We start from the raw sequence: 20,613 nt of genomic DNA on the forward strand, positions 1-20,613 counted from the left end.
AGATGATTCGCAGTGACTTTAATCGCGTCACGTTAACTATTTACTAAAAGCGGCAACGTAAGCGTTTGCATTTTATATAAATTTAAAAGCGAATCCACCTGTATTTCCCTTTAATCATACTCTAAACGGCTATTCAGTTGCGAGCTAAATTGCTAAATATCATTTAAAAGACGTTTACTAATCTTTACTAGTTTACTATTTTTAAGCGCTTTCATTAACTAAATTTTTAGTCTACTATTTACCTTGGACTTAAGCAAATCCTCTAAAAGGAGCGTAATCAAACAAATGACAGCACAATTAAATGTAAGCGATTTCCTACACGGTGGCGATTACAACCCCGAACAGTGGTTGGACCACCCCGAAATTATCGACCAAGACTTTAATTTCTTCAAAGAAGCCAACATTAACGATGTGACCTTGGGTATCTTCTCCTGGGCCCAACTAGAACCAGAAGAAGGCAAATTCGACTTCTCCTGGTTGGACGACATCTTCGACCGCGCTGAGGCACAGAACGGCCACGTTATCCTGGCGACCCCTAGTGGTGCCAAACCGCGTTGGCTGGCCGAAAAGTATCCCGAAGTGTTGCGAACCAACGAAGACGGTTCCAAGAACATCTTCGGTGAGCGCCACAACCACTGCTACACCTCCCCCGTTTACCGGCAGAAGGTCCAAGAGATCAACCGCAAGCTGGCCGAACGGTACGGCCACCGCAAGAGCCTGATTCTCTGGCATATTTCTAACGAGTACGGTGGCTCCTGCTACTGTGACCTTTGCCAAGACGCCTTTCGTGACTGGCTCAAAGCCAAGTACCACACGCTGGACAACCTGAACCGGGCCTACTGGGCTAAGTTCTGGAGCCACACCTACACCAGCTGGGATCAGGTACATTCTCCATCTCCACTGGGCGACCAGACCTTATTGGGCCTGAACCTCGACTGGAAACGGTTCGTCACCGACCGCACGATTGATTTCTATGAAGCCGAAATTAAACCGTTGCGCGAACTGACGCCCAACATCCCCATCACCACGAACTTCATGGGCGGCAACCCCCCCGAATCCCACGTTCACTACGACCTGGACTACCAAAAGTTCGCGCAACACGTCGACATCGTCAGCTGGGATTCCTATCCTAACTGGGCCAACGACTACGAAAGTACCGCGCACCTCGCAATGAAGACCGCACTCATGAACGATGTGATGCGAAGCCTCAAGCACCAGAACTATTTGATCATGGAAAGCACGCCTTCCCAAGTCAACTGGCACCCTTACAACCGTGCTAAATTACCCGGCATGCATCAAATGGGGTCGCTCCAACAGGTTGCTCACGGCGCGGATGCCGTCAACTACTTCCAGCTTCACCAGTCCCGCGGCTCATCCGAAATGTTCCACGGCGCCGTTATCACCCATCAGCTCAGCGATAAGACCCGCATCTTCAAGGAAGTTGCTCAGGTCGGCCAAGACTTGGTCAACTTAAAACCCGCTAAGGCCACGCATTATCAGTCAGCCAAGGTCGCTATTGTTTACGACTACGACAACATGTGGGCCCTCGATGATTCACGCAATTATTCAAACGAAACAAAAAAGTATTGGCGGACCATTCAGGAACACTACCAATATTTCTGGGAACACGACATCCCCGTTGACCTGATCTCCACGCAGGACGACCTGACCCCCTACACACTGGTCATCGATCCGATGCACTTCATGATGAGTGAAGCCTTCACCGAAAAGCTCCGCGACTACGTGCAGCAGGGTGGCCACTTAGTCGGTACCTACATGACCGGCATAGTCGACAAGAACTTTCTCGCCTACCTCGGCGGCTGGCCCCAAGCTCTACACGACGTTTACGGCGTCGAATTCCAAGAAACGACCACCCTTTACCCTAAACAGCACAACCACGTGGCCGCCTTCGACAAGACCTACACGGTAAACGACTACGCCGATACGGTTACCGTCGACACGGCTCAGTCACTGGCAACGTATCAAGACGACTTTTTCGCCGGCAGTTCTGCACTGACCAAGAACACTTGTGGCAAAGGGACTGCCTACTATGTCGCCGCCCGGACAGAGGAAGCCTTCCTCGAAGACTTCTACGACCAATTAGCTGACGAGTTTAGCTTAAAACCAGACTTGCCAATTGAAAAGCAAGGCCCGACCGTCTCCATTCAGGTCCGCGAAAAGGCTGGCCAACAGTTCTTCTTCGTCATCAACTTTAGCGAAAAGCCCGCTACCGTCACGACAACTAAGTCCCTGACCGAAGTCTTATCGGGTCAAAACGTGGCCGCCGGTACCCAAGCGCTCAAGCCTTTCGACGTGAAGGTCTACACCGTCTAAGCTGGGTCGTACTGCGGCTGCCAGGGATTCCGCCTGCTGTGGGGACGCTTCAGCCTGCAAGAGCACCAGTCTTCTCGCTCACGGCTGGCTACATTCCAGTCCTCCTCCGGCTTAGATTGAATGTTGTATCCTAAAATTAGCTGGATTTTACGCTGGTCAACGTGAGAATTAATGTAGTCTCATGCCACCGTGTAAGCCGAGAGGTCGGCAGATATGGGCTCAGGCGCGTCGTTCTGCTTAGTCAGTGGGAAATTTTCCCGCTGGCTTAGCAGAAGACCAAGCTTGAAGACTCGGTATTTTCGAGGCTTCAAGTTGTGTCCGCACCGCTCCAGCCCATATCTGCCGGCCGGTAAGGCGAAGGTACCACAGTTCTTAGATTCAACACTTAATGATTATCGCACCAAATCAACCGCTACTGAATTTTACTAAAAATGAGGCATAAACATGGAAAATACAAATCAACCGGCCGCCGCTAAACAGCATTTAACGGGTCGCCAATGGATCGAACGGATTTCGTTTTCGTTTGGGAACTTAGGGCACTCTGCGTTCTATGGTGCATTGAGTACCTACTTCATCATCTACGTAACCAGTGGGATGTTCGCTGATCTACCAAAAGCCATTGCCAGCAAGCTCATCGGGCTCATTACCGGGTTAGTCGTGATCATTCGGCTGGCCGAAGTCGTCATTGACCCCATCTTGGGGAATGTCGTCGACAACACCAATACGCGCTGGGGAAAATTCAAGCCCTGGCAAGTCATTGGTGGGGTCACCAGCTCCATCTTGCTAGTCATCCTATTTACCGGGATCTTTGGCCTTGCAAAAGTTAACTGGATTCTCTTCGCCGTGGTCTTCGTAATTCTCTTCGTGGCCCTCGACATCTTCTACTCACTCTGTGACGTTTCTTACTGGGGCATGGTCCCCGCCATCAGTGAAGACAGCAAGGAACGGGGAATCTTTACCGCCCTTGGCTCTTTTACCGGATCAATTGGGTGGAACGGTCTGACCATGATCGTAGTTCCCGTCACGACTTTCTTCACTTTTCTCGCTACTGGTAAACACGAACAGGGTCCTCAAGGTTGGCTCGCATTTGCCATTATTATTGCCATCGTCGCCATCCTGTCCGCTTTAGCCGTTGCCTTTGGGACGACCGAAAAACAAAATGTGATTCGGGACGCCGCTAAGGAAAAGACCAGCATCAAGGACGTTTTCTTAGGGATCGTCCACAATGACCAGATTCTCTGGACCAGTTTGGCTTACCTCATGTACTCGATTGCCTACGTCTCAACCAACGGGGTGCTGTACTACCTCTTCAAATTTGTCATTGGGAAACCAAACGAATTCTGGATTGCCGGACTAGTCGCCACCATTATCGGTTTCTGCACGGCGCCTCTCTACCCGATCTTCAACAAGTTTATTCCTCGTAAAATGTTGTTCACGATTGGTCAAGTCAGCATGATTCTGTCTTACATCCTGTTGATCACCGCCCGGACGAATCTCATCATGGTCGTCATTGGCTTGATTCTCTTCAACTTTACGTTTGCCCAACTGGTCACTGTCTTGACCCTGACCGACTCCATCGAATACGGTCAATTGAAAAATGGAAACCGGAACGAAGCCGTTACCCTGACGATTCGGCCAATGATTGATAAAATTTCTGGAGCCTTATCAAACGGGATCGTCGGTTCTATCGCCCTGGTTGCTGGCATGACCGGTAGTGCCACCGCTAAGGACATGACCTCGACCAACATTCACACATTCGAGCTGTTTGCCTTCTACGCCCCACTGGCCTGCGCCGTCTTGGCCCTATTGATTTTCACCTTCAAGGTTAAGATCACGGAAAAGATGCACGCCGAAATCGTCGACGAACTCCAAGCTAAATTAGCCAAGGGTGACATCGCCGTTGCGCCAGAAGACGCTACACCAGTCGCCACTGACGAAGCGACCACCATTTTAGCGCCTGCTGATGGTGAGCTCGAAGCCTTGACCGCCATTCCAGACGAATTGAACGGCTTCCCTGGCAAGGGATTTGCCATCAAACCATCTGGTAATCAGTTATTTGCGCCATTTGATGGGACGGTTAAATTTACCTTCTCCACCCGGCACGCCTTGGGCATCATCTCCGACTCCGGTGTGGAAATGATCATTCACGTGGGGATTGACACCGTTAACCTTCGTGGCGAAGGGTTTGTGACCCATTACGAAGACGGCCAGAAGATCAAGGCCAATGACCTATTAATGACCTTTGACCCCGAACGCATTCACCAAGCCAACCTGGATGACACCGTGGTCGTCTTCTTCACGCAACCCGCTCGTGTTCAGAACATGACTGCCTTCACCAGCGGCCAGGTCAAACACGGTCAACCGGTTACGGATGTTACTTTGACTGCTAAATAATGGAATTTGCGTTGAATGGTTGCCCTCCGGCTAAGGTTGTTCACTACCGTCACAATGTTTGGGCTATAGAAACACATGGTTCTTCAAACATATCTGATTATCTGGTCAATAACTGCTAGAGCCGTGCTCGTAAAGACTGAGCTTGAACCTTACAGCCCACAAGCCTCGAGTTCAGTTGTGCTTCTCCAAATTCTAGGCACACGGGCACCCCACTCATACGCAAAGTGTCTCTATCTATAAGGCCCCACCAGCTAAAATTGCTGGTGAGGCCTTTTGTATGTTGCCATTATCAGTACATTGTGCGAGACTCAATTTAGCCTAATCGCCTTCAAAATTTCACTTGACTGTAACGTTACGGTACAGCTTAAACTGAACAAAGACTAAATTAATTAGACAACAGGGAAGAAGGATTCTGAAATGTCACATCCTAACAAAAAATTTAATCACGTTCGAGAATGGCTCGGCGTCCCTTATGGCACTGCTAGCCGTTTCCAAAAGGCTCAGCTTGTCCCGTTTGAGGCCAACCATGACTACAGCCAAAGCGGGCCAGCCTCATTGCAATTAACCGATCCTGCTTTTTTAAATTCCGACAAAGGTGAAAGCGAAGACTGCCTAAATCTTAATATCTGGGCACCAGATAACGTACAAGAAAAACTGCCAGTCGTTGTCTATATCCACGGTGGTGGCTGGACTTATGGCGCCAATTCTCAAGACACGTCGGACCTATCCGGCTTAGTCGCTAGCGGCAAGGTCATTGGCGTTTCCATTAACTACCGCTTAGGACCACTGGGTTGGCTTGAACTATCTCAATATGGCGGAAAATTCAAAGACGCCAGCAACCTTGGCCTCCAAGACATCGTCCTGGCCTTAAAATGGATTCACCAATACATCGGGGACTTTGGTGGTGACGCCGACCAAGTGACGCTTACCGGTCACAGCGCCGGTTCATTCTCACTGTTAACGCTCCTAGCCGTACCTGAAGCTGACGGATTATATAACAGATTAGCAGCCTTCTCCGGCTATGCCGCACGTTATATCCCCGCTTGGTGGGCCGAAGAATTAGCCGACAAGGTCTTGAAGACACTAGCCCTCACTTCACCAGATCAGTTATTAACCGTCGATACCGACTCACTAATGAAGGCCGTTAATCAAGTCCTGCCAACTGACGTTTTGAAACGCGGCAATTTAAATACACTTTCAATTGGAATTGTTGACGATGAGTTTTTACCAAATGGCATTTTGAAAGCTCATCCCGCCGACGTTATTAAAAGCGGCGAACATAAAGATGTCGACCTGATCATCACTTCAACCACGGCCGAAGCAAGCTGGTATGCCGCTAACATGCCAGATAACATTGATCCCAAAAACATCGAAGCCGTCATTGACGAAATGGTTTATGATTGCCACATTCCACGCAAACAAGCAGAGGCCATCGCTGTACATTGTGGCGCTGGCAAGGAGTCACCCCTCAATGTCCGGACTCGCTTCTTTACGGATTATAACTTCACCTTACCGGCTATTCGAGAGGCACATGATCATGCTCAAGCCGGTGGCCGCGTTTACCAACTGAGTGTTGGTCCCGCTGAAGGTTCCCCCGCTTATCATGGCACCGACATGTACGGTATTGTCGGTCAAGCTGCGCCTCATGCCAGTCAAGAACAACTCGAACGCGATGGCTTTATTAGTCAGACGCTGATTAACTTTGCGACTGGTCAACATGAAAAGTTATGGTCACCAGTGAAAGCCGACCAGTTAGTTATCAAAGATATCGGTCAGAGGCCTTACAACGGTGTCGAGCATGCTAAGACCGTGCTACAGCTATTTAAAGGCATTGATCGTCCCTAAAATAATCGTTCAATAAAAAGGTGGTTAACCGCCTTTTTTATTTGGCGCAAAGGAGAAGAAAAAGTTTTGGCAGAAAAGTTCTCGTTTTTTTCAAAAGATATTGTTTGCGTCATGTTAGCGACCTTTTTTTATCAATTTAGCATTCAAGCAGTTAACCCCCTAATGAATGGCTACGCCCGCAACTTAGGGATCAACAGTGCTTTTGCCGGTATCATTGTGGGCATTATGAGTATCACCTCAATGTTATTAAGACCCTTTGCCGGCAATTTAACCGATCGCGTTTCCAAATATCGTTTAGCCCTAATCGGTGGGAGTTTGTGTGCGGTTAGTGATTTTGGCTACATTTTTGCGGCTAATGTCCCTTGGCTATTAGCCTTTAGAATCATCAATGGTTTAGGCTTCGTCCTATGTACCGTTTGCCTAGCGACCTGGATGGCCTTTTTAGTTCCCCGTCAACATCTCGGCGCAGCGATGGGGTACTACGGGTTGCTAAACGCCCTGGCAATGGCGATTTCTCCGGCCCTAGCCATCAGCATCTATCAACTTCTAGGCTACAAATTCATCATCATCCTGGCAGCCTTGAGTGCCGTGGCCATGGTTATCGTTATCCAATTAATCGATAACCATGCAAAATATTCAGCCAAATTAAAAGACCAGCACTTTAAGATTATCCAACGTGATGCCTTACCCGTAGCGGTCATCTTTTCGCTATTGTCTATCCCCTACTTCGTGACCCAAGCCGATATTGTCATGTACGTTCAGGAACGTCATTTGACTATTACCGTCAGTCTTTTCTTTCTATGCTATTCACTTGTCTTGATTGTTATTCGGATTCTATTAAAAAATTATTTCGATACCATTTCATACGGCATCTGGTTTTCCATCTGTATCATTGCAACAATCGGCTATATCACCCTATTAACAATCATGCAAAATAACTTTGAGATGATCTTGGCAGCTGGATTAATGGCAGTCGGTTTTGGGGTCATGGTTTCCGTGTCCCAATCGACTTCCCTCTTGTTAGCGCCCATCGAAGAACAGGGACTGGCCAACGCAACCTATTACTTAGGAAGCGATATTGGGATGTCACTTGGCCCCATCATTGGCGGCATTCTGCCAACGATTCTTCCGCTCAAATTCTTCTATCCCGTGATGTTGCTCATTATTCCTTTGACCGCAATTCTCTATTTTGGCAATCGGCGTAAACTTAATGCTGCCGTCCAATTCAATTGAAATTAAAAGCTCCCAAGGTTGGATTTTACGTCCAACCTTGGGGGCTTCACTTTACAATCAAAAATGTTGAATTTCAATTATCACTGATAACCTGCAGTGACCCTATAGACTAAAGCTGTCATTTTCGATGATCCCTTCGCGGAGGCCAAGGAACGCCGTTAGGATCAATAAGTCAGCCGATCCACCGAGGCTGAGATTATCACGCTCAAACACCCGGTTCAGCTCGACCAATTTGGCCCAGCCCGCCGCGGTCTTACTCCCGCCAACTGTCAGATAGTCCTGCGCCTGCTGGTGCGCCCATGGCACGATGTCTGCGCTCCCGGCCCGTTTGACCAGGTTGGTATCCGTGGAGTTAGCCACAATGGTCAGTAGCGTATCCAGCAGCCGCTGGTTGAGCGTTCCCGTGCTCTGACGTAACGCCGGTAGCGCCATGTCAAAGACGGTCGGATACCCGGCCTCGGCCTCACCACGAATCCCGGTAATGCCGTCACGCAGGTAGAGTTTTTCCCCAGCAGTCAGCTGGTCACTGGGTTTATCGGCGAGGCCGTCAAAATCGTGCGTCGTCAGCCCCTGCAACATTTCCTTGACCGTTGGCCGCAGTTCCAAGCCGACTTGCGCCGCGTACGCACTGGCCGTGACCAGAATTCCCAGTGAGAAAATGGCGCCCTTGTGCGTATTCACGGCATTGGTTGCCGCGCGCATCGCGTGTTCAGCAGCCACCCCGAATGGCCGAATCCGGCTAAATAAGTCGGTCAGGTCACTCCCGGTAAACGCCGTTCCCACCGCCACACACTGGGTGAAGTACGGTTGGAGGCTCAATGCACTGTCGATGAAGGTAAACACCGTCATGTCCGGGTGAGGCCCCTGTGAGGCCGGGTCCACCAGGCCGGGTTTTGGTGTGACCGACACTTCGTAGAGTAGTGCCCGCAACGCATCCGTCGCTAACGTTTCAGTTGGTTTAGTGGTCGTCACGAGTCATGCCCTCCTCTGGGTCAAACGTCTTGTGATACATGTCATCAATATAAGCCTGTAGGTCGGCAACACTGTGACGGCGAGACCGTGCGCACTCCTTGGCCGGCCGATTGCAAATAAAGCACCGCCGAGCTTCCGCGCCTAACTCGGTCCGTGACCAAGAATGGCCCGTCCCGTCCAGCACGTCGACGTCAAAGATACGGCCAAGGTCGGTCGTGTCCTCAAACGTTGCAGCGAGTTGTTTCACGGTCGCAGCGGCAGTCGTCGTCCGTAAAAATAGCTCGTTACCGGCAACGGTTCCCCAGCTAGCCAGCTGTTCCACGGCAATTCCGTTGGCCGCTAAAGCCGCCCGAAACTCGTGCACACCGCGCTTAAAGAGTTGCGTGATGGCCGCATTATTTTTAATTGGTCCGGGAATGTTTAATTTGATTGCCAACAACGTCTGGTGGGGGTCGGCCCGCAGCGCTTCACGCTGAAAGGCCGCCCGCCGATCCTTGTTCGCCAGCACCCCGGCAATGTCCAACGGCGTTCCCGTTTCAAAAATAGATGTCGTCATCACAAACTCCTCCTCGTCATTCTTTACAACAATAGCCATTGTAGCTAGCCAAGTCGCCAGCCGCAATGGCTATTCTCATTTACATGGTAAATATAGTCGCCTTACCGGCCGGCAGATATGGGCTGGAACGGTGCGAACACAACTTTAAGCCTCGAAGAACACGAGTCTTAAAGATTGGTTTTCTACTAAGCCGGCAAGAAACACCAACTAAGTAGAACGACGCGCCTGAGCCCATATCTGCCGACCTTTCGGCTTACACAGTCACTCCATGGCAACGCGGGCGAGACTAGCCGTTACACTGATCATCCGCGCGGCATCGTCAACGACTGTTTGGATTTTAACGCCTATAGCATTAGAAATCAATCTAAGCCGGAGGCGGCCAGGGATGCAGCCAGCCGTGTCGACGATGTTTGTCGGGGTATTTTCCCGACTTACATCGTGGGACGACCTCGGAGACACGCGGTTTCCGTGGCTTTGAGGCGAGCCGGAAGCCCGCTTCTCAGGCTGGAGGTGTTCCCCACAGCAGGCGGAATCCCTAGCAACCGCAGTGCGACTATTCAGAACTAATCCTAGTCCTTAACTTCCTTAACCGTGTCGATCACAGTGCCGTCGCGGTATTCGATCATGGCAACGGTGCGGTCAGTGTATTCCAATGGCTTTGGCGTTCCAACGCGCTTTTCGGCCATCTTCTGGAGGTCTTCGATCTTGTAGACTGGCAAGCCAGGAATGTTGCTCAAAGCGGCGATCAAATCGGTCCGCTTAGGGTTGATGGCAATCCCGAATTCAGTGACCAAGACATCGACGGAGTCCCCTGGGGTGACAACGGTCGTCACGTCAGGCACAACGGTTGCGATTCGGCCCCGAACTAACGGTGCGGAGATGATAGTCAATTTCCCGGTAGCGGCATCTTGGTGACCCCCAATGGCCCCCCGGATGACACCATCAGAACCGGTCATGACGTTGACGTTAAACTTGGTGTCGATTTCCAGGGCACTCAAGATAACCACGTCCAACTGGTCGACCATGGCTCCCTTGTTGTCAGGATCGGCATACCAGGACGCATCGATTTCTTGTTGGTTGCCGTTGGTATGCATCGAATCTGCGGCACCCTTGTCGAAGTCTTGAACGTCCATAACCTTCTTGACCAGGCCTTCATTTAACAGGTCGGTCGTTGGCTTCGTGATTCCGCCTAAGGCAAATGACGCCTTGATCTGGTTGTCGATCATGGATTGACGCAGGTAACGGGTCACGGCCAATGCAGCACCACCGGAACCAGTCTGGAATGAGAAGCCATCCTTGAAGTACGGAGAATGAGTGATGACGTCGTTAACCATGGACGCAATCTTCAGTTCCTTAGGGTCCTTGGTGAACCGAGTGGCACCGGAACCGATCTTGTCGGGGTCCCCAACCTTGTCGACCTTGACCACGTAGTCAACTTGCGTTTGCTTAATGGAAGCTGGCGTGTTCGGGTAGTCGACGATGTTGTCGGTCAGTAAGACAACTTGGTCAGCGTATTGGGCGTCCATCAGGGCGTAACCCAGTGAACCGAAGACCGCGTTACCTTCCATCCCGTTGGCGTTTCCTAAGCGGTCAGCACTTGGCACACCCAAGAAGGCCACGTCGATCTTGATGTCGCCGTGTTCGATGGCCCGGGCCCGGTTTCCGTGTGACCGGAAAATAACGGGGTTCTTTAAACCACCATGTGAAACGAAGTCCCCGAGAGAACCACGCATCCCAGAACTGGTGATGTTGGTGATGGTCCCAGCCTTGATGGCTTCAATGACCATGTCGTTCATCACACCAGTCAATGAGGATGGGGCTAACGTTAAGTTCTTAATGCCGGCGTCGATGATGACCCGCATCACTTGGTTGAAGACGAAGTCCCCGTTACGGAAGTGGTGGTGAAAGGAGATCGTCATGCCGTCTTTAACGGTGTCGGCAACGACTTGCTTGATGGAGTCGACAATCTTGTCGTCCCCCGTCGAGACGTGGACCTTCGGCGCTACCCGTTGAATTTCGGGATGGCCGATTTCGGTCGTTTCAAATGGCTTGTAGTCAAGCTTATTCATTAAATCATCTGGTAACTCGCGATTTACTTTACTTTTCAAGATAATTACCCTCCTCATCAACTAAGTGGGACGCTTTAGCTAACTTCATGACCCGCTGTGCCCGCAAGACAACTGGCCGATCGACCATTTGGCCGTTCATGGAGATAACCCCGGAGCCCTTTAACTTGGCTTCCTGAATAGCATTGATCACGTTACGAGCGTTCTTGATTTCGGCTTCCGTTGGTTCGTAGACCTTGTTGACCATTGGAATCTGACGGGGGTTAACCAAGGACTTGCCATCGAAACCGAGTTGGTGAATGTATTCCGTTTCGCGGTAGAAGCCTTCCGTGTCATCCATGTTGGTGAAGACCGTATCGAAGGCGGCCACACCAGCAGCCCGAGCGGCATGGAGGACCATGTTCCGAGCAAATTCAAGTTCGCGGCCATCAGGGTAACGGTGGGTCTTCATGTCCGTCGTATAGTCTTCAGCGGACAAGGCGATCCCAATCATCCGGTCGGAAGCAGCGGCAATGTTGGCTGCCTGCAAGACACCCTTGGCGCTTTCAATGGCAGCCATCAGGTGCGTTGAACCGGCTTCACGGCCGAATTCCTTTTCGGCTGCGGCGATGTCGGCATCCAACTTTTGTACCATTTCGGCGGACTCGGCCTTAGGCAACCGAATAACATCGATGCCCGCCTTAACCATAGCCTTCACGTCGTTATCGTAAAATGGCGTGTCCTGACCGTTGACCCGAACGACCATTTCAGCGTCACCGTAGTCTTGCGTCTGTAAGGCTTCGTAAACTAAGACACGAGCGGCATCCTTTTCGGGCAAGGAAACTGAATCTTCCAAGTCAAACATGATGGAGTCGGCACCGTAAATACCGGCGTCCTTGACCATTGCCGGGTTGTTCCCAGGAACGAACATCATCGTCCGGCGTAAACGTTCTTCATTCTCAGCCATTAGAGCACCTCCCATGCTGGTTTGTCGGTCGTTTCAGCAGCGCGTTGAACAGCGGCGATGGTCCGTGCCTTGATGACACAGTCTAGAGCACCCTTATCGACGGCCTTGACCTTAGCAGCGGTGACGCCCATGTTGTTCAACGTAGTCGTGATGACTGCCTCGATTTGATCGCCAAAAACCTTTTTAACGTCTGATTGTAAGTCGATAGTGATCCCGCTGTCGGCCTGAGAAATCATTAACTGAATGTCGGAGGATTCCAATGTTCCGGCAATCGCAGTCTTTTTAATTTCCATTAATGTTCATTCCTTCCTGAATTCTAGCCTGTAACTGAGTTAAGTTTTGCTGCATAAATTGATAGGTGGTGGCGGGGACCCAGTCGCAAACTGAGGCTAAATCGTCAGCCGCAAGTGCGCGCCGGACCTGCGTGGCGGTGATGACGTTGTCGCCACTGGTCTGCCGGTCGATGACTTTAACGGTCACGGCCGGTGGGAGCTCCGTTTGTAAGACTTGGTTATAGATGCCCGTGGTCCGCGAGAATGGCTCACTGCCCAAGTAACGCGTGGTGATGTGGAGGGCGGCGGCAATCTGGTCACGGAATAACCGGGCGTCTAACGTGGTCTGATAACGAATCGCGTCGTCTTGCGTGGGCAAGAAGTACGCGGGGAACGTGACGTAGCTGACCATGTACTGGTCGCCACTGACGACGACCACGTTGGTCAGATCCGTGGTGCCGGCCTTGACTAACGCCAAGCGCTCAGCCGTGGTGAACAGCGACACATCGTCGTTGACCACGAAGACGTAGACCAGCTCATTTTCACGGGCGGCCTGTTCGACCAAGTAGCGGTGACCCAGCGTAAATGGGTTGGCGTTCATCACGATGGCGCCCACCTTGCTGACCGACGTCAGGTGCCGGTCGGCCGCAGCCTGAGCAACGCGACGAACGTAATCACCAACACCGGCGTCCCCCGTTTCCAGAATGACTCCCAAGTCGGTGCGCGCCAGCTCGTGGAAGCCCACGTGTTGAAAGCTGGCCGCGTACTTGACCTTGGTGAACACGAAGAGGTGAAAGACCCCACGTTGTGCCAACAGGTTCATCAGCGCCGACACGATTGAGTTGAAGTGACTGCCCTGCGTGGAAAACTTGTTGCACACGCCGACGTACTTCAGGACGTTACCCGCCACGGACCCGGTCGCCACTAGACTCCCGCGTTCGTTGTACATCCCCAAGGTAGTGTCGATCTGCTGAAGTTCGTTGGCTTGAAAATTAGAAATACCTAACGACTCGAGAAATTCCTGCCACTCCTTGAAGACGGCTGGATCGTTTAAGTTCAACGTTTGGACTGCCTGTTCGATGGGCAATCACCCCTCTTCCTCTTTTTTCTTTTAAAATTGCTGTTAGACTTGCTAAACTTTACCGCACTGCGGCTAAAGGTTGCGCTGAATGGCGACAGTGATTGAAGAGCGGTGGTGACTATCCGTTGTAACATAGTCATTCAACTCCACAATCCGCGAAACTTACTCGCAATGATTGTCGATTCACGTTGACTCCCCACAACGACATCAGACACACTAGGCACACCGAGGAAACCAATTAGCCATGTCGACACCAACCACAACAGTAGTCGAAGGCTGACGGAGACGGAACCCCGTGTCGGTGTTGTTAGTCAGGGTTCTGTCCTGGCTTACAACACGGGGCGAGCTTTGAGACTCGCACTTGGAGGCTCAAAGTCGAGGCCGAAGACCGCTTCTCAGGCTTCGGGCGTCCCTCACAGGGTGGAGTCCCCGCCAGCCGAAGACGGCCATCAAAGGACTATAGGTTCTGTAGCACCATGATGATTGGAACGACGACGATGAAGAGAACGGATGTGGAAACCACAATGTTCGTCGCGAACTTCACATCGCCATGGTACGTGTTAGCTAAGATTGGCAATACAGCCAGGGATGGCGTTGCGGCTTGAATGATCAGTGTTTGCTGGAACACGTTGCCCATGTGCACACCAACGTGCAGGCCGGCAAAGATGATGAGGGCCATGATGATTGGAGAAACGACGAATCGGCCAAGTAAGGTGCAGATGACGTTACTGTCAAAGCGCATGTTAAGAATCCCAAAGCGCTTCAACATAATCCCAATGTAGATCAATGATAGCGGTGTTACCAGCGCCCCAATGTCCGTCAAGGCCGTGGTAGCGAAAGTCAATTTCATCAGACCGTTTTCCCAGCCTGGAATGTAAATGAATGGCAGGGAGATAATGAACCCCCAGAGTGGCGTTGGAATCAAGTGATGCCAGTCAAAGCTGGCCTTATTGCCACCGTCACGGTCAATTGTCGGGTCATCCCCAGCAATTACCCAAACACCCAGCGTCCAAATAATAACCGTGTTGACGATGTAATACGTCAGCAGGTAAGGGACGGAGATCTGGCCAAACAGCGCAACGTTCAGGGGCATCCCAATGAACACGGTGTTGGCGCCGTTGATCGCCGTCATCATTAACCCACGACGACCGCGAGGAACCTTAACGACCCGCACGAAGGCCCAGGCAACCAGGTACCCGACCAAGATGGAAATGATCGTGTAGATGACCCCAGTTGACAGCGTTGCTAATTTCGTTGGGTTGAAGAACTTCATCATTGCCATGAAGATTGAAGCTGGCAATGAAATTTTCATAATTAATTTGGACAGTGAGCCGGAGAACTTCTCATCGAACCAACCTTTTTGTTGGCCGTAATACCCCACAGCAATCATGAGGACGATTGCCAGGACACTCTGAATTGACGTCAAGAAAACATTCATAAGACTAAAACTTCCTTTATCAACAAATTATTTTCGCAAATTATTTTGCGGCAGCCATGATGGCTTTTGTAACGGTTGCGACAACACCCTCGTCGAAGACGCCCGGCACAATTCGGTCGGCCGTTGGTTGGTCAACGAGACTAGCAAGGGCTTTAGCAGCGGTGGCTTCGATGTCGAGGTCCACGCGCTTCAAGCCACTTCTGAGCAATCCCTTGAACAATCCAGGGAAGACTAAGATGTTGTTGACTTGGTTAGCGTATTGACTAGAACCCGTGGCAATCACCGTAGCACCGGCATCAGCGGCAACTACCGGATTGATTTCAGGCTTCGGGTTAGCCAAGGCAAAGATGATTGGGTCAGCGGCCATGCGCTTAACTTGGTCGGCAGAGAGCACGTCAGCGTCGGACAAGCCGATGAAGACGTCCTGATCATCAATGACATCATCTAAGGTGTCGCCGGTCACGTTTAAGCCGATCTGTTTAGCCAAACCGGTTTGGTAAGGGTTGTAGTTAGTTGAATCGGGCTTAACGACCCCGTCGATATCAACCAAGGTGATGTTGGTCATGCCAACACCGTTGAGTAACTTAGCAGTGGCAACACCAGAAGCCCCGACACCGTTCAAGACGACCTTCAAGTCCTTCAATGGCTTGTTGACGACCTTGGCGGCGTTGATCAACCCGGCGAGAACGACGATGGCCGTCCCCTCTTGGTCGTCATGGTAGACGGGAATGTCTAACTGTGCGGCCAACTTTTCTTCGATTTCAAAGCAACGAGGTGCGGCGATATCTTCCAAGTGAATCCCGGCAAATGAGAGGGATAAGTTCTTGATGGATTTGACGAAGTCGTCAACTGGAACTTGGTTTACGGCGAGTGGTAACGCGTTGACGCCAGCTAAGTCTTTATATAGAAGCGCTTTGCCTTCAACCACTGGTAACCCACCAGCAGGGCCAATGTTGCCTAAGCCTAAGACGGCTGACCCATCGGTGACGACGGCGACTAACTTGCCGCTCATCGTCAACTTGTCCTTCAATTCAGGGTCATGTTCAATGGCCTTAGAGATCTGAGCCACGCCCGGCGTATAAGCCTTGCCGAGGTCAGACTTGTTCTTAACGTCCATTTCGGCGCCAATCTCAAGTACCCCCGTATTTTCCTCATGGAGCTCAACAATTTCATCCTTGTCCATTAAGTTCATTCCTTTCCGTTTTCTAATATCTAAGTAGGTAACTAAATAGTTCGTGTAACTTTTAACAAGTCCTATCTTACTCGCTCGTTTTAAATTTTGCAAATTTTTATTTTATTTTTTGATATATTTAAAAAGAAGTGTTTTAAATGTTAAAATAGTGTCAACCCATTTTAAATGTAATCGCCTATTTTACAGATTATTTCTATAATAGCCACCTTTTCACCGGCTTTGACGTCAACTGCCGGTCAGCTCACAGACTGTCCAGCTAAATTATGCTTGCCTCCCAGATTCACGGCGCTCGAAACACCCGCCTTAGTTCCTTTACCTCCCAAACCAGGGCATTTGAACCGATAGAACTCGCACGCCAGGTTAATTGGTAAAATGGTATACTTGGTTTTGATATGACATTGCCAATTGGCAGCCTGGTATTACTTTCGCCTTACCGGCCAGCAGATATGGGCTGGAACGGTGCGGGCACAACTTTAAGCCTCGAAAAGACCGAGTCTTAAAGGTTGGCCTTCTGCTAAGCCGGCCAAGAACGCCGACCAAGCAGAACGACGCGCCTGAGCCCATATCTGCCGACCTCTCGGCTGACGCTAGTGTTCTATGGCAGCACAGATAATGACTGTCAGAATTTTTATCAGCCAGTTGCCGGAAATTTGCTGCAAGTTGCAATTTCCATCATGGCAAACACCAATCAGAGCCGGAGGCGGTCAGGGATGTAGCCAGCCGTGGTAATCGCGGGAGCTGCAAGCTCCCACGATGGGCGACTTTGAAGACATGTGACCTTCATGGCTTCAAAGCGAGCGAGAAGACTGGTGATTTTCCAGGCTGAAGCGTCCCCACAGCAGGCGGAAACCCTGACAACCGCAGTGCGGACCAGCCCCATACAATTTTTACAACTAAACTCTTAATTTAAAACCTAAACCCAGCGGAGGACTGCAGTATGGAAAAGAACTTGACCCACGAGGAACTGCTCGTTTTGATTGCCCAGGATTACTACTACGGTAGTCTGCCCATCTCAGATATTGCAAAAAAATATAATCTGAGCCGCTACCTCATCACCAAGAACCTTGATGAGGCGCTCAAAGCCGGCATTGTTTCTATTCAGATCAATGCGCCCGTTGCGCGAAATTTCCAATTGGAAACGGAATTTAAAAAGGCTTTCGACATCCCCCACGTCGCCATTCTGCGTGGCGACGGTAATTCCGACACAAACGCCAGCAACATCGTCGCTTACGCCGCGGAACGCATCGAACAACTGATCACCGAAAGTCACGTGGTCGGCCTTGCCTGGGGGAGCACGGTCCACACCATCATCGACCATTTCAAATCAGATCTCCAAGAAGACCTGACCTTCACGCAGTTCGTTGGTGAAAATATGAAATACAACTCGCGCGCCGGGTCTACCCGGATGGTCGAGCACGCCGCCTCACGCTTTGAGGCCGACTACGTGACGTTGCCAGCGCCCCTCTACGTGACCAACCAGGCGGTCCACGATTTATTGCCGCAAGAACCCGCCCTGCAACGGACGATGGCGATTGCCTCGCGCATGGACATGTTATTCTGCGGCATCGGAACCATTGCCTCGATCGACTCGATTCCCGTGTGGAAGATGGCCAAGGCCCAGATTTTCCCTGGCGTCGACACCAGCCAGATTGCTGGGATGCTGTTCGGTCGGCCCTACGACATTCAGGGAAACTTCCTGATTCCGGAGAAGGACACCGTTGTCGGCATCTCGCTTGACGAAGTGTTGGCAACGCCCCGGCGCTTTGCCGTGATCAAGAGCAAGTTTAAGACCTACGCCGCACTCGGCGCCTTGCGGGGAAACCTGTTGACGGACCTCGTCATTGACGAAGGTATCGCCCAGCGCATTTTGACGGCAGCTAAAGAAGTCTAAGTGAACACGAAAAGGCATCAGGTGACTTCCCATTGGTTGGGAAAATCGCCTGATGCCTTTTTTGATTACACCGTTTGGCTTAAACCGTCTGTAAAAAGTCCAATAAGATCTGATTAAACGCCGCTGGTTGTTCCGCCATGACCACATGGCCGGCATGCGGCACCACCTTTGCCGTGCCATTGTGGGCCATCCCCGCGCTGACCGCCGCGAAATCGCTGTTAAAGTACGGCGACTCCTGGCCAGCCACGATTAGGAGTGGCGCGTGTAAATGTAGCAAGACGTCGCGCCAATCCTGAGCCGCGTGGTCGATCAACAACGGTGCGTTTAACGCCGCATCATATGGGTGTGCCGCGGTAGCCAACTTGACCTGCGCGTAAACGGCATCGTCGATGGGACCCGCGGTGGATTTTCCTAACGGTGCCATCAACAAATCCGGGAAGGTCGCCCACGTCAGGTCCTTAAACCCATATGACCAGCCCTCTTCCGCCACCATTTTCGGGCTCTGGTCAACGTCGATAACGGCCCTGACCCGCTGCTCGCCAAATAGGGAAAGATAGGCAAAGAAGGTGGCGGCCCCCAGTGAATTGCCCAATAGAATAACCTGACCCAAACCGAGCTGATCCATCAACTCGGCCACGTCCATAGCGTGCCGTGTGATTCGCCGACCATAAATCGTGTGTGCGGAAGCTCCCTGGTTACGGGCGTCAATATTGATGACCCGGTAGCCAGCCGCGACTAGACAGGTCACCTGAGCTGCCCAGATGACGCGACTGCCGCCGATCCCGGTCAGAATGACAATGGGCGTGCCCTTCCCTTCATCGTCATAACTTATGGTCACACCATCATTTGTTTTAAACTGCATCCGTCGACTCCCCTTTTCAAATTGTCATTTAGTTTACAGCTAACTGACGTGGAGGGTCAACCCGGTAGTAGGTGATACCAAACAACTTAGGTAAAACCGTTTAATGTTCGTTAATTACTACTACTGCTACTTTGTCCCGGAGCACCACTTGGCTTGCCAGATGGCCGACCACCCATGCCGGCTGACGCCTTTTTCATCTGCGTGGCTTGTGCCGATTTAGCCTGTTGTTGCCCGAGCATGTAGCCCGTTCCACCACCACCGGCAAAGAGAATAATGCCTGCAGCTAAAACACCTAGCCACTTTTTAGATCCTTGTTTTACTGATTTCATTGTTTAGTCATCCTTTCCATTAATGAATGACTCATTAACCTGTTAACCAGTATACGAAAGTTTTCTTAACCCCGGCTAAAATCGGTCAACTCGACCCTTGCATTCCGGCAGTCAGTTCGTTAATATAAGAACTATCGAACGGATTGATTTTATAATGTTCGTAATAAGAGGAGAGATTAAAGCCATGCGAAATGTCTATTTTAACCACGACGGTAGCGTCGACGATTTAGTTTCCTTACTGTTATTACTACAAATGCCAGATGTCACCCTGACCGGGGTCGGCGTGGTCGGTGCTGATTCCTACTTGGAACCCGCCCTGGCCGCTAGCCGCAAGATCATCGACCGGTTCGGTCACGGCGTACAATTGAACGTTGCGGCGTCCAATTCACGTGGGGTCCATCCGTTCCCTAAGGAGTGGCGGTTAGACGCCTTTAGTCTTGACGCCCTCCCAATTCTAAATGAGGCCGGCACCATTAACACGCCCGTCGCCTCGAAACCCGCCCACCTTGACCTGATCGACAAGGTTCAAGAAACCGCGGGTAAGACGACGCTGGTCATGACCGGTCCGCTAACGGACTTAGCACGAGCACTGGAAGTCGACCCGACCATCACGGAAAAAATCGACAAACTCTACTGGATGGGTGGGACCTTCGACGGTCGCGGCAACGTTGCCGAACCCGAACAGGATGGCACGACCGAATGGAATGCCTTCTGGGACCCCCAAGCCGTTAAAACGGTCTGGGACAGCGATATTGCCATTCAAATGGTTGGCCTGGAAAGCACCCGCCAAGTGCCATTGACGCCCGCAATTCGTCAACACTGGGCCTTACAGCGGCAGCATCCAGCCATTGACTTCATTGGTCAAGGCTATGCGTTGGTCCCGGCACTCCAACATTTCGAAACCAACTCGACTTACTTCCTGTGGGACGTTCTGGCAACGGTCGCCAGCGACTCCCCAGAGGTCGTGACGACCAAGGAAGTCACCAGTGACGTCTTAACCACTGGTCCCGGTCGCGGCCGGACTTTCGAGATTTCCGACGGTCGTCCCGTGACGCTGGTCACCACGGTCGACCACGACGCCTTCTTTAAACGAATCGACGAACTCGCTATTTTAGCGGATGATTAAATAAATCAGAAAAGGAGTGGTGGGCGCGGCTCCTTGTCAAGTAGACAGCTAAATAATTAAAATCATTATGCAGTAT

General features: G+C 51.2%; 16 protein-coding genes. 6 read left to right on the top strand and 10 right to left on the bottom strand.

What is annotated here, in order from left to right:
* The first annotated feature begins 285 nt into the window (after nucleotides 1-285).
* The 4 genes from FC99_RS06540 to FC99_RS06555 all read left to right on the top strand — a co-directional run bounded on the left by FC99_RS06540 (nucleotide 286) and on the right by FC99_RS06555 (nucleotide 7,806).
* A complete protein-coding gene (locus tag FC99_RS06540) occupies nucleotides 286-2,334 on the top strand; it encodes a beta-galactosidase (protein ID WP_048732759.1) in 2,049 nt (682 codons plus the stop codon).
* A 444-nt stretch (nucleotides 2,335-2,778) separates the two neighbouring features.
* On the top strand, nucleotides 2,779-4,728 hold the full coding sequence (locus tag FC99_RS06545) for a sugar MFS transporter (RefSeq protein WP_048732761.1): 1,950 nt from the start codon (nucleotides 2,779-2,781) through the stop codon (nucleotides 4,726-4,728).
* Between the two features lie 417 nt (nucleotides 4,729-5,145).
* On the top strand, nucleotides 5,146-6,573 hold the full coding sequence (locus FC99_RS06550; RefSeq protein ID WP_048732763.1) for a carboxylesterase family protein: 1,428 nt from the start codon (nucleotides 5,146-5,148) through the stop codon (nucleotides 6,571-6,573).
* Between the two features lie 66 nt (nucleotides 6,574-6,639).
* Entirely contained in the window at nucleotides 6,640-7,806 is a 1,167-nt protein-coding gene (locus FC99_RS06555) for an MFS transporter (RefSeq protein WP_048732765.1), read from the top strand.
* 102 nt (nucleotides 7,807-7,908) lie between these two features.
* Here the strand turns inward: FC99_RS06555 and citG are convergent, their stop codons facing one another.
* The 8 genes from citG to FC99_RS06595 form a co-directional block, all read right to left on the bottom strand.
* Nucleotides 7,909-8,778: a triphosphoribosyl-dephospho-CoA synthase CitG gene (gene citG, locus FC99_RS06560; RefSeq protein ID WP_056986495.1), complete on the bottom strand. Its 870-nt coding sequence runs from the start codon at nucleotides 8,776-8,778 to the stop codon at nucleotides 7,909-7,911.
* Complete coding sequence (gene citX, locus FC99_RS06565; protein ID WP_048732769.1) at nucleotides 8,765-9,334, bottom strand: citrate lyase holo-[acyl-carrier protein] synthase; 570 nt, start codon at nucleotides 9,332-9,334, stop codon at nucleotides 8,765-8,767. The genes citG and citX overlap by 14 nt, the downstream gene beginning before the upstream one ends.
* A 569-nt stretch (nucleotides 9,335-9,903) precedes the next feature.
* Nucleotides 9,904-11,442, bottom strand: a complete 1,539-nt coding sequence (citF, locus tag FC99_RS06570) for a citrate lyase subunit alpha (protein ID WP_048732771.1) — start codon at nucleotides 11,440-11,442, stop codon at nucleotides 9,904-9,906.
* Nucleotides 11,432-12,346 (bottom strand): citrate (pro-3S)-lyase subunit beta, encoded by a 915-nt coding sequence (gene citE, locus FC99_RS06575; RefSeq protein ID WP_048732773.1) that lies wholly within the window; start codon nucleotides 12,344-12,346, stop codon nucleotides 11,432-11,434. The genes citF and citE overlap by 11 nt, the downstream gene beginning before the upstream one ends.
* On the bottom strand, nucleotides 12,346-12,639 hold the full coding sequence (gene citD, locus FC99_RS06580) for a citrate lyase acyl carrier protein (protein WP_048732774.1): 294 nt from the start codon (nucleotides 12,637-12,639) through the stop codon (nucleotides 12,346-12,348). The genes citE and citD overlap by 1 nt, the downstream gene beginning before the upstream one ends.
* A complete protein-coding gene (gene citC, locus FC99_RS06585) occupies nucleotides 12,629-13,699 on the bottom strand; it encodes a [citrate (pro-3S)-lyase] ligase (RefSeq protein WP_048736261.1) in 1,071 nt (356 codons plus the stop codon). Before citC ends, citD begins: the two co-directional genes overlap by 11 nt.
* A gap of 457 nt (nucleotides 13,700-14,156) precedes the next feature.
* Nucleotides 14,157-15,137 (bottom strand): AEC family transporter, encoded by a 981-nt coding sequence (locus tag FC99_RS06590; RefSeq protein ID WP_048732777.1) that lies wholly within the window; start codon nucleotides 15,135-15,137, stop codon nucleotides 14,157-14,159.
* A 40-nt stretch (nucleotides 15,138-15,177) separates the two neighbouring features.
* A complete protein-coding gene (locus FC99_RS06595) occupies nucleotides 15,178-16,320 on the bottom strand; it encodes an NAD(P)-dependent malic enzyme (RefSeq protein ID WP_048732779.1) in 1,143 nt (380 codons plus the stop codon).
* A 946-nt stretch (nucleotides 16,321-17,266) separates the two neighbouring features.
* Between FC99_RS06595 and FC99_RS06600 the strand changes: the two genes are divergently transcribed.
* Entirely contained in the window at nucleotides 17,267-18,220 is a 954-nt protein-coding gene (locus FC99_RS06600; RefSeq protein WP_048732781.1) for a sugar-binding transcriptional regulator, read from the top strand.
* A gap of 79 nt (nucleotides 18,221-18,299) precedes the next feature.
* On the opposite strand, the gene FC99_RS06605 is transcribed toward FC99_RS06600, so the two are convergent.
* Together FC99_RS06605 and FC99_RS06610 are read right to left on the bottom strand one after the other, a co-directional pair.
* A complete protein-coding gene (locus tag FC99_RS06605) occupies nucleotides 18,300-19,082 on the bottom strand; it encodes an alpha/beta fold hydrolase (RefSeq protein WP_048732783.1) in 783 nt (260 codons plus the stop codon).
* A 110-nt stretch (nucleotides 19,083-19,192) separates the two neighbouring features.
* On the bottom strand, nucleotides 19,193-19,411 hold the full coding sequence (locus FC99_RS06610) for a hypothetical protein (protein ID WP_048732785.1): 219 nt from the start codon (nucleotides 19,409-19,411) through the stop codon (nucleotides 19,193-19,195).
* 184 nt (nucleotides 19,412-19,595) lie between these two features.
* On the opposite strand from FC99_RS06610, the gene FC99_RS06615 reads away from it, so the two are divergent.
* Complete coding sequence (locus FC99_RS06615; RefSeq protein WP_048732787.1) at nucleotides 19,596-20,537, top strand: nucleoside hydrolase; 942 nt, start codon at nucleotides 19,596-19,598, stop codon at nucleotides 20,535-20,537.
* Nucleotides 20,538-20,613: the final 76 nt, after the last annotated feature.

This window comes from Levilactobacillus koreensis JCM 16448 (assembly GCF_001435525.1).
GTDB lineage: Bacteria > Bacillota > Bacilli > Lactobacillales > Lactobacillaceae > Levilactobacillus > Levilactobacillus koreensis.

What these genes read in the sequence shown, in the direction of transcription:
- FC99_RS06595 (WP_048732779.1), bottom strand. Translation starts at nt 16,320, where the DNA reads ATGGACAAGGATGAAATTGTTGAGCTCCATGAGGAAAATACGGGGGTA.
- FC99_RS06600 (WP_048732781.1), top strand. Translation starts at nt 17,267, where the DNA reads ATGGAAAAGAACTTGACCCACGAGGAACTGCTCGTTTTGATTGCCCAG.
- citD (WP_048732774.1), bottom strand. Translation starts at nt 12,639, where the DNA reads ATGGAAATTAAAAAGACTGCGATTGCCGGAACATTGGAATCCTCCGAC.
- FC99_RS06615 (WP_048732787.1), top strand. Translation starts at nt 19,596, where the DNA reads ATGCGAAATGTCTATTTTAACCACGACGGTAGCGTCGACGATTTAGTT.
- citE (WP_048732773.1), bottom strand. Translation starts at nt 12,346, where the DNA reads ATGGCTGAGAATGAAGAACGTTTACGCCGGACGATGATGTTCGTTCCT.
- FC99_RS06540 (WP_048732759.1), top strand. Translation starts at nt 286, where the DNA reads ATGACAGCACAATTAAATGTAAGCGATTTCCTACACGGTGGCGATTAC.
- FC99_RS06545 (WP_048732761.1), top strand. Translation starts at nt 2,779, where the DNA reads ATGGAAAATACAAATCAACCGGCCGCCGCTAAACAGCATTTAACGGGT.
- FC99_RS06590 (WP_048732777.1), bottom strand. Translation starts at nt 15,137, where the DNA reads ATGAATGTTTTCTTGACGTCAATTCAGAGTGTCCTGGCAATCGTCCTC.
- FC99_RS06605 (WP_048732783.1), bottom strand. Translation starts at nt 19,082, where the DNA reads ATGCAGTTTAAAACAAATGATGGTGTGACCATAAGTTATGACGATGAA.
- FC99_RS06610 (WP_048732785.1), bottom strand. Translation starts at nt 19,411, where the DNA reads ATGAAATCAGTAAAACAAGGATCTAAAAAGTGGCTAGGTGTTTTAGCT.
- FC99_RS06550 (WP_048732763.1), top strand. Translation starts at nt 5,146, where the DNA reads ATGTCACATCCTAACAAAAAATTTAATCACGTTCGAGAATGGCTCGGC.
- citX (WP_048732769.1), bottom strand. Translation starts at nt 9,334, where the DNA reads ATGACGACATCTATTTTTGAAACGGGAACGCCGTTGGACATTGCCGGG.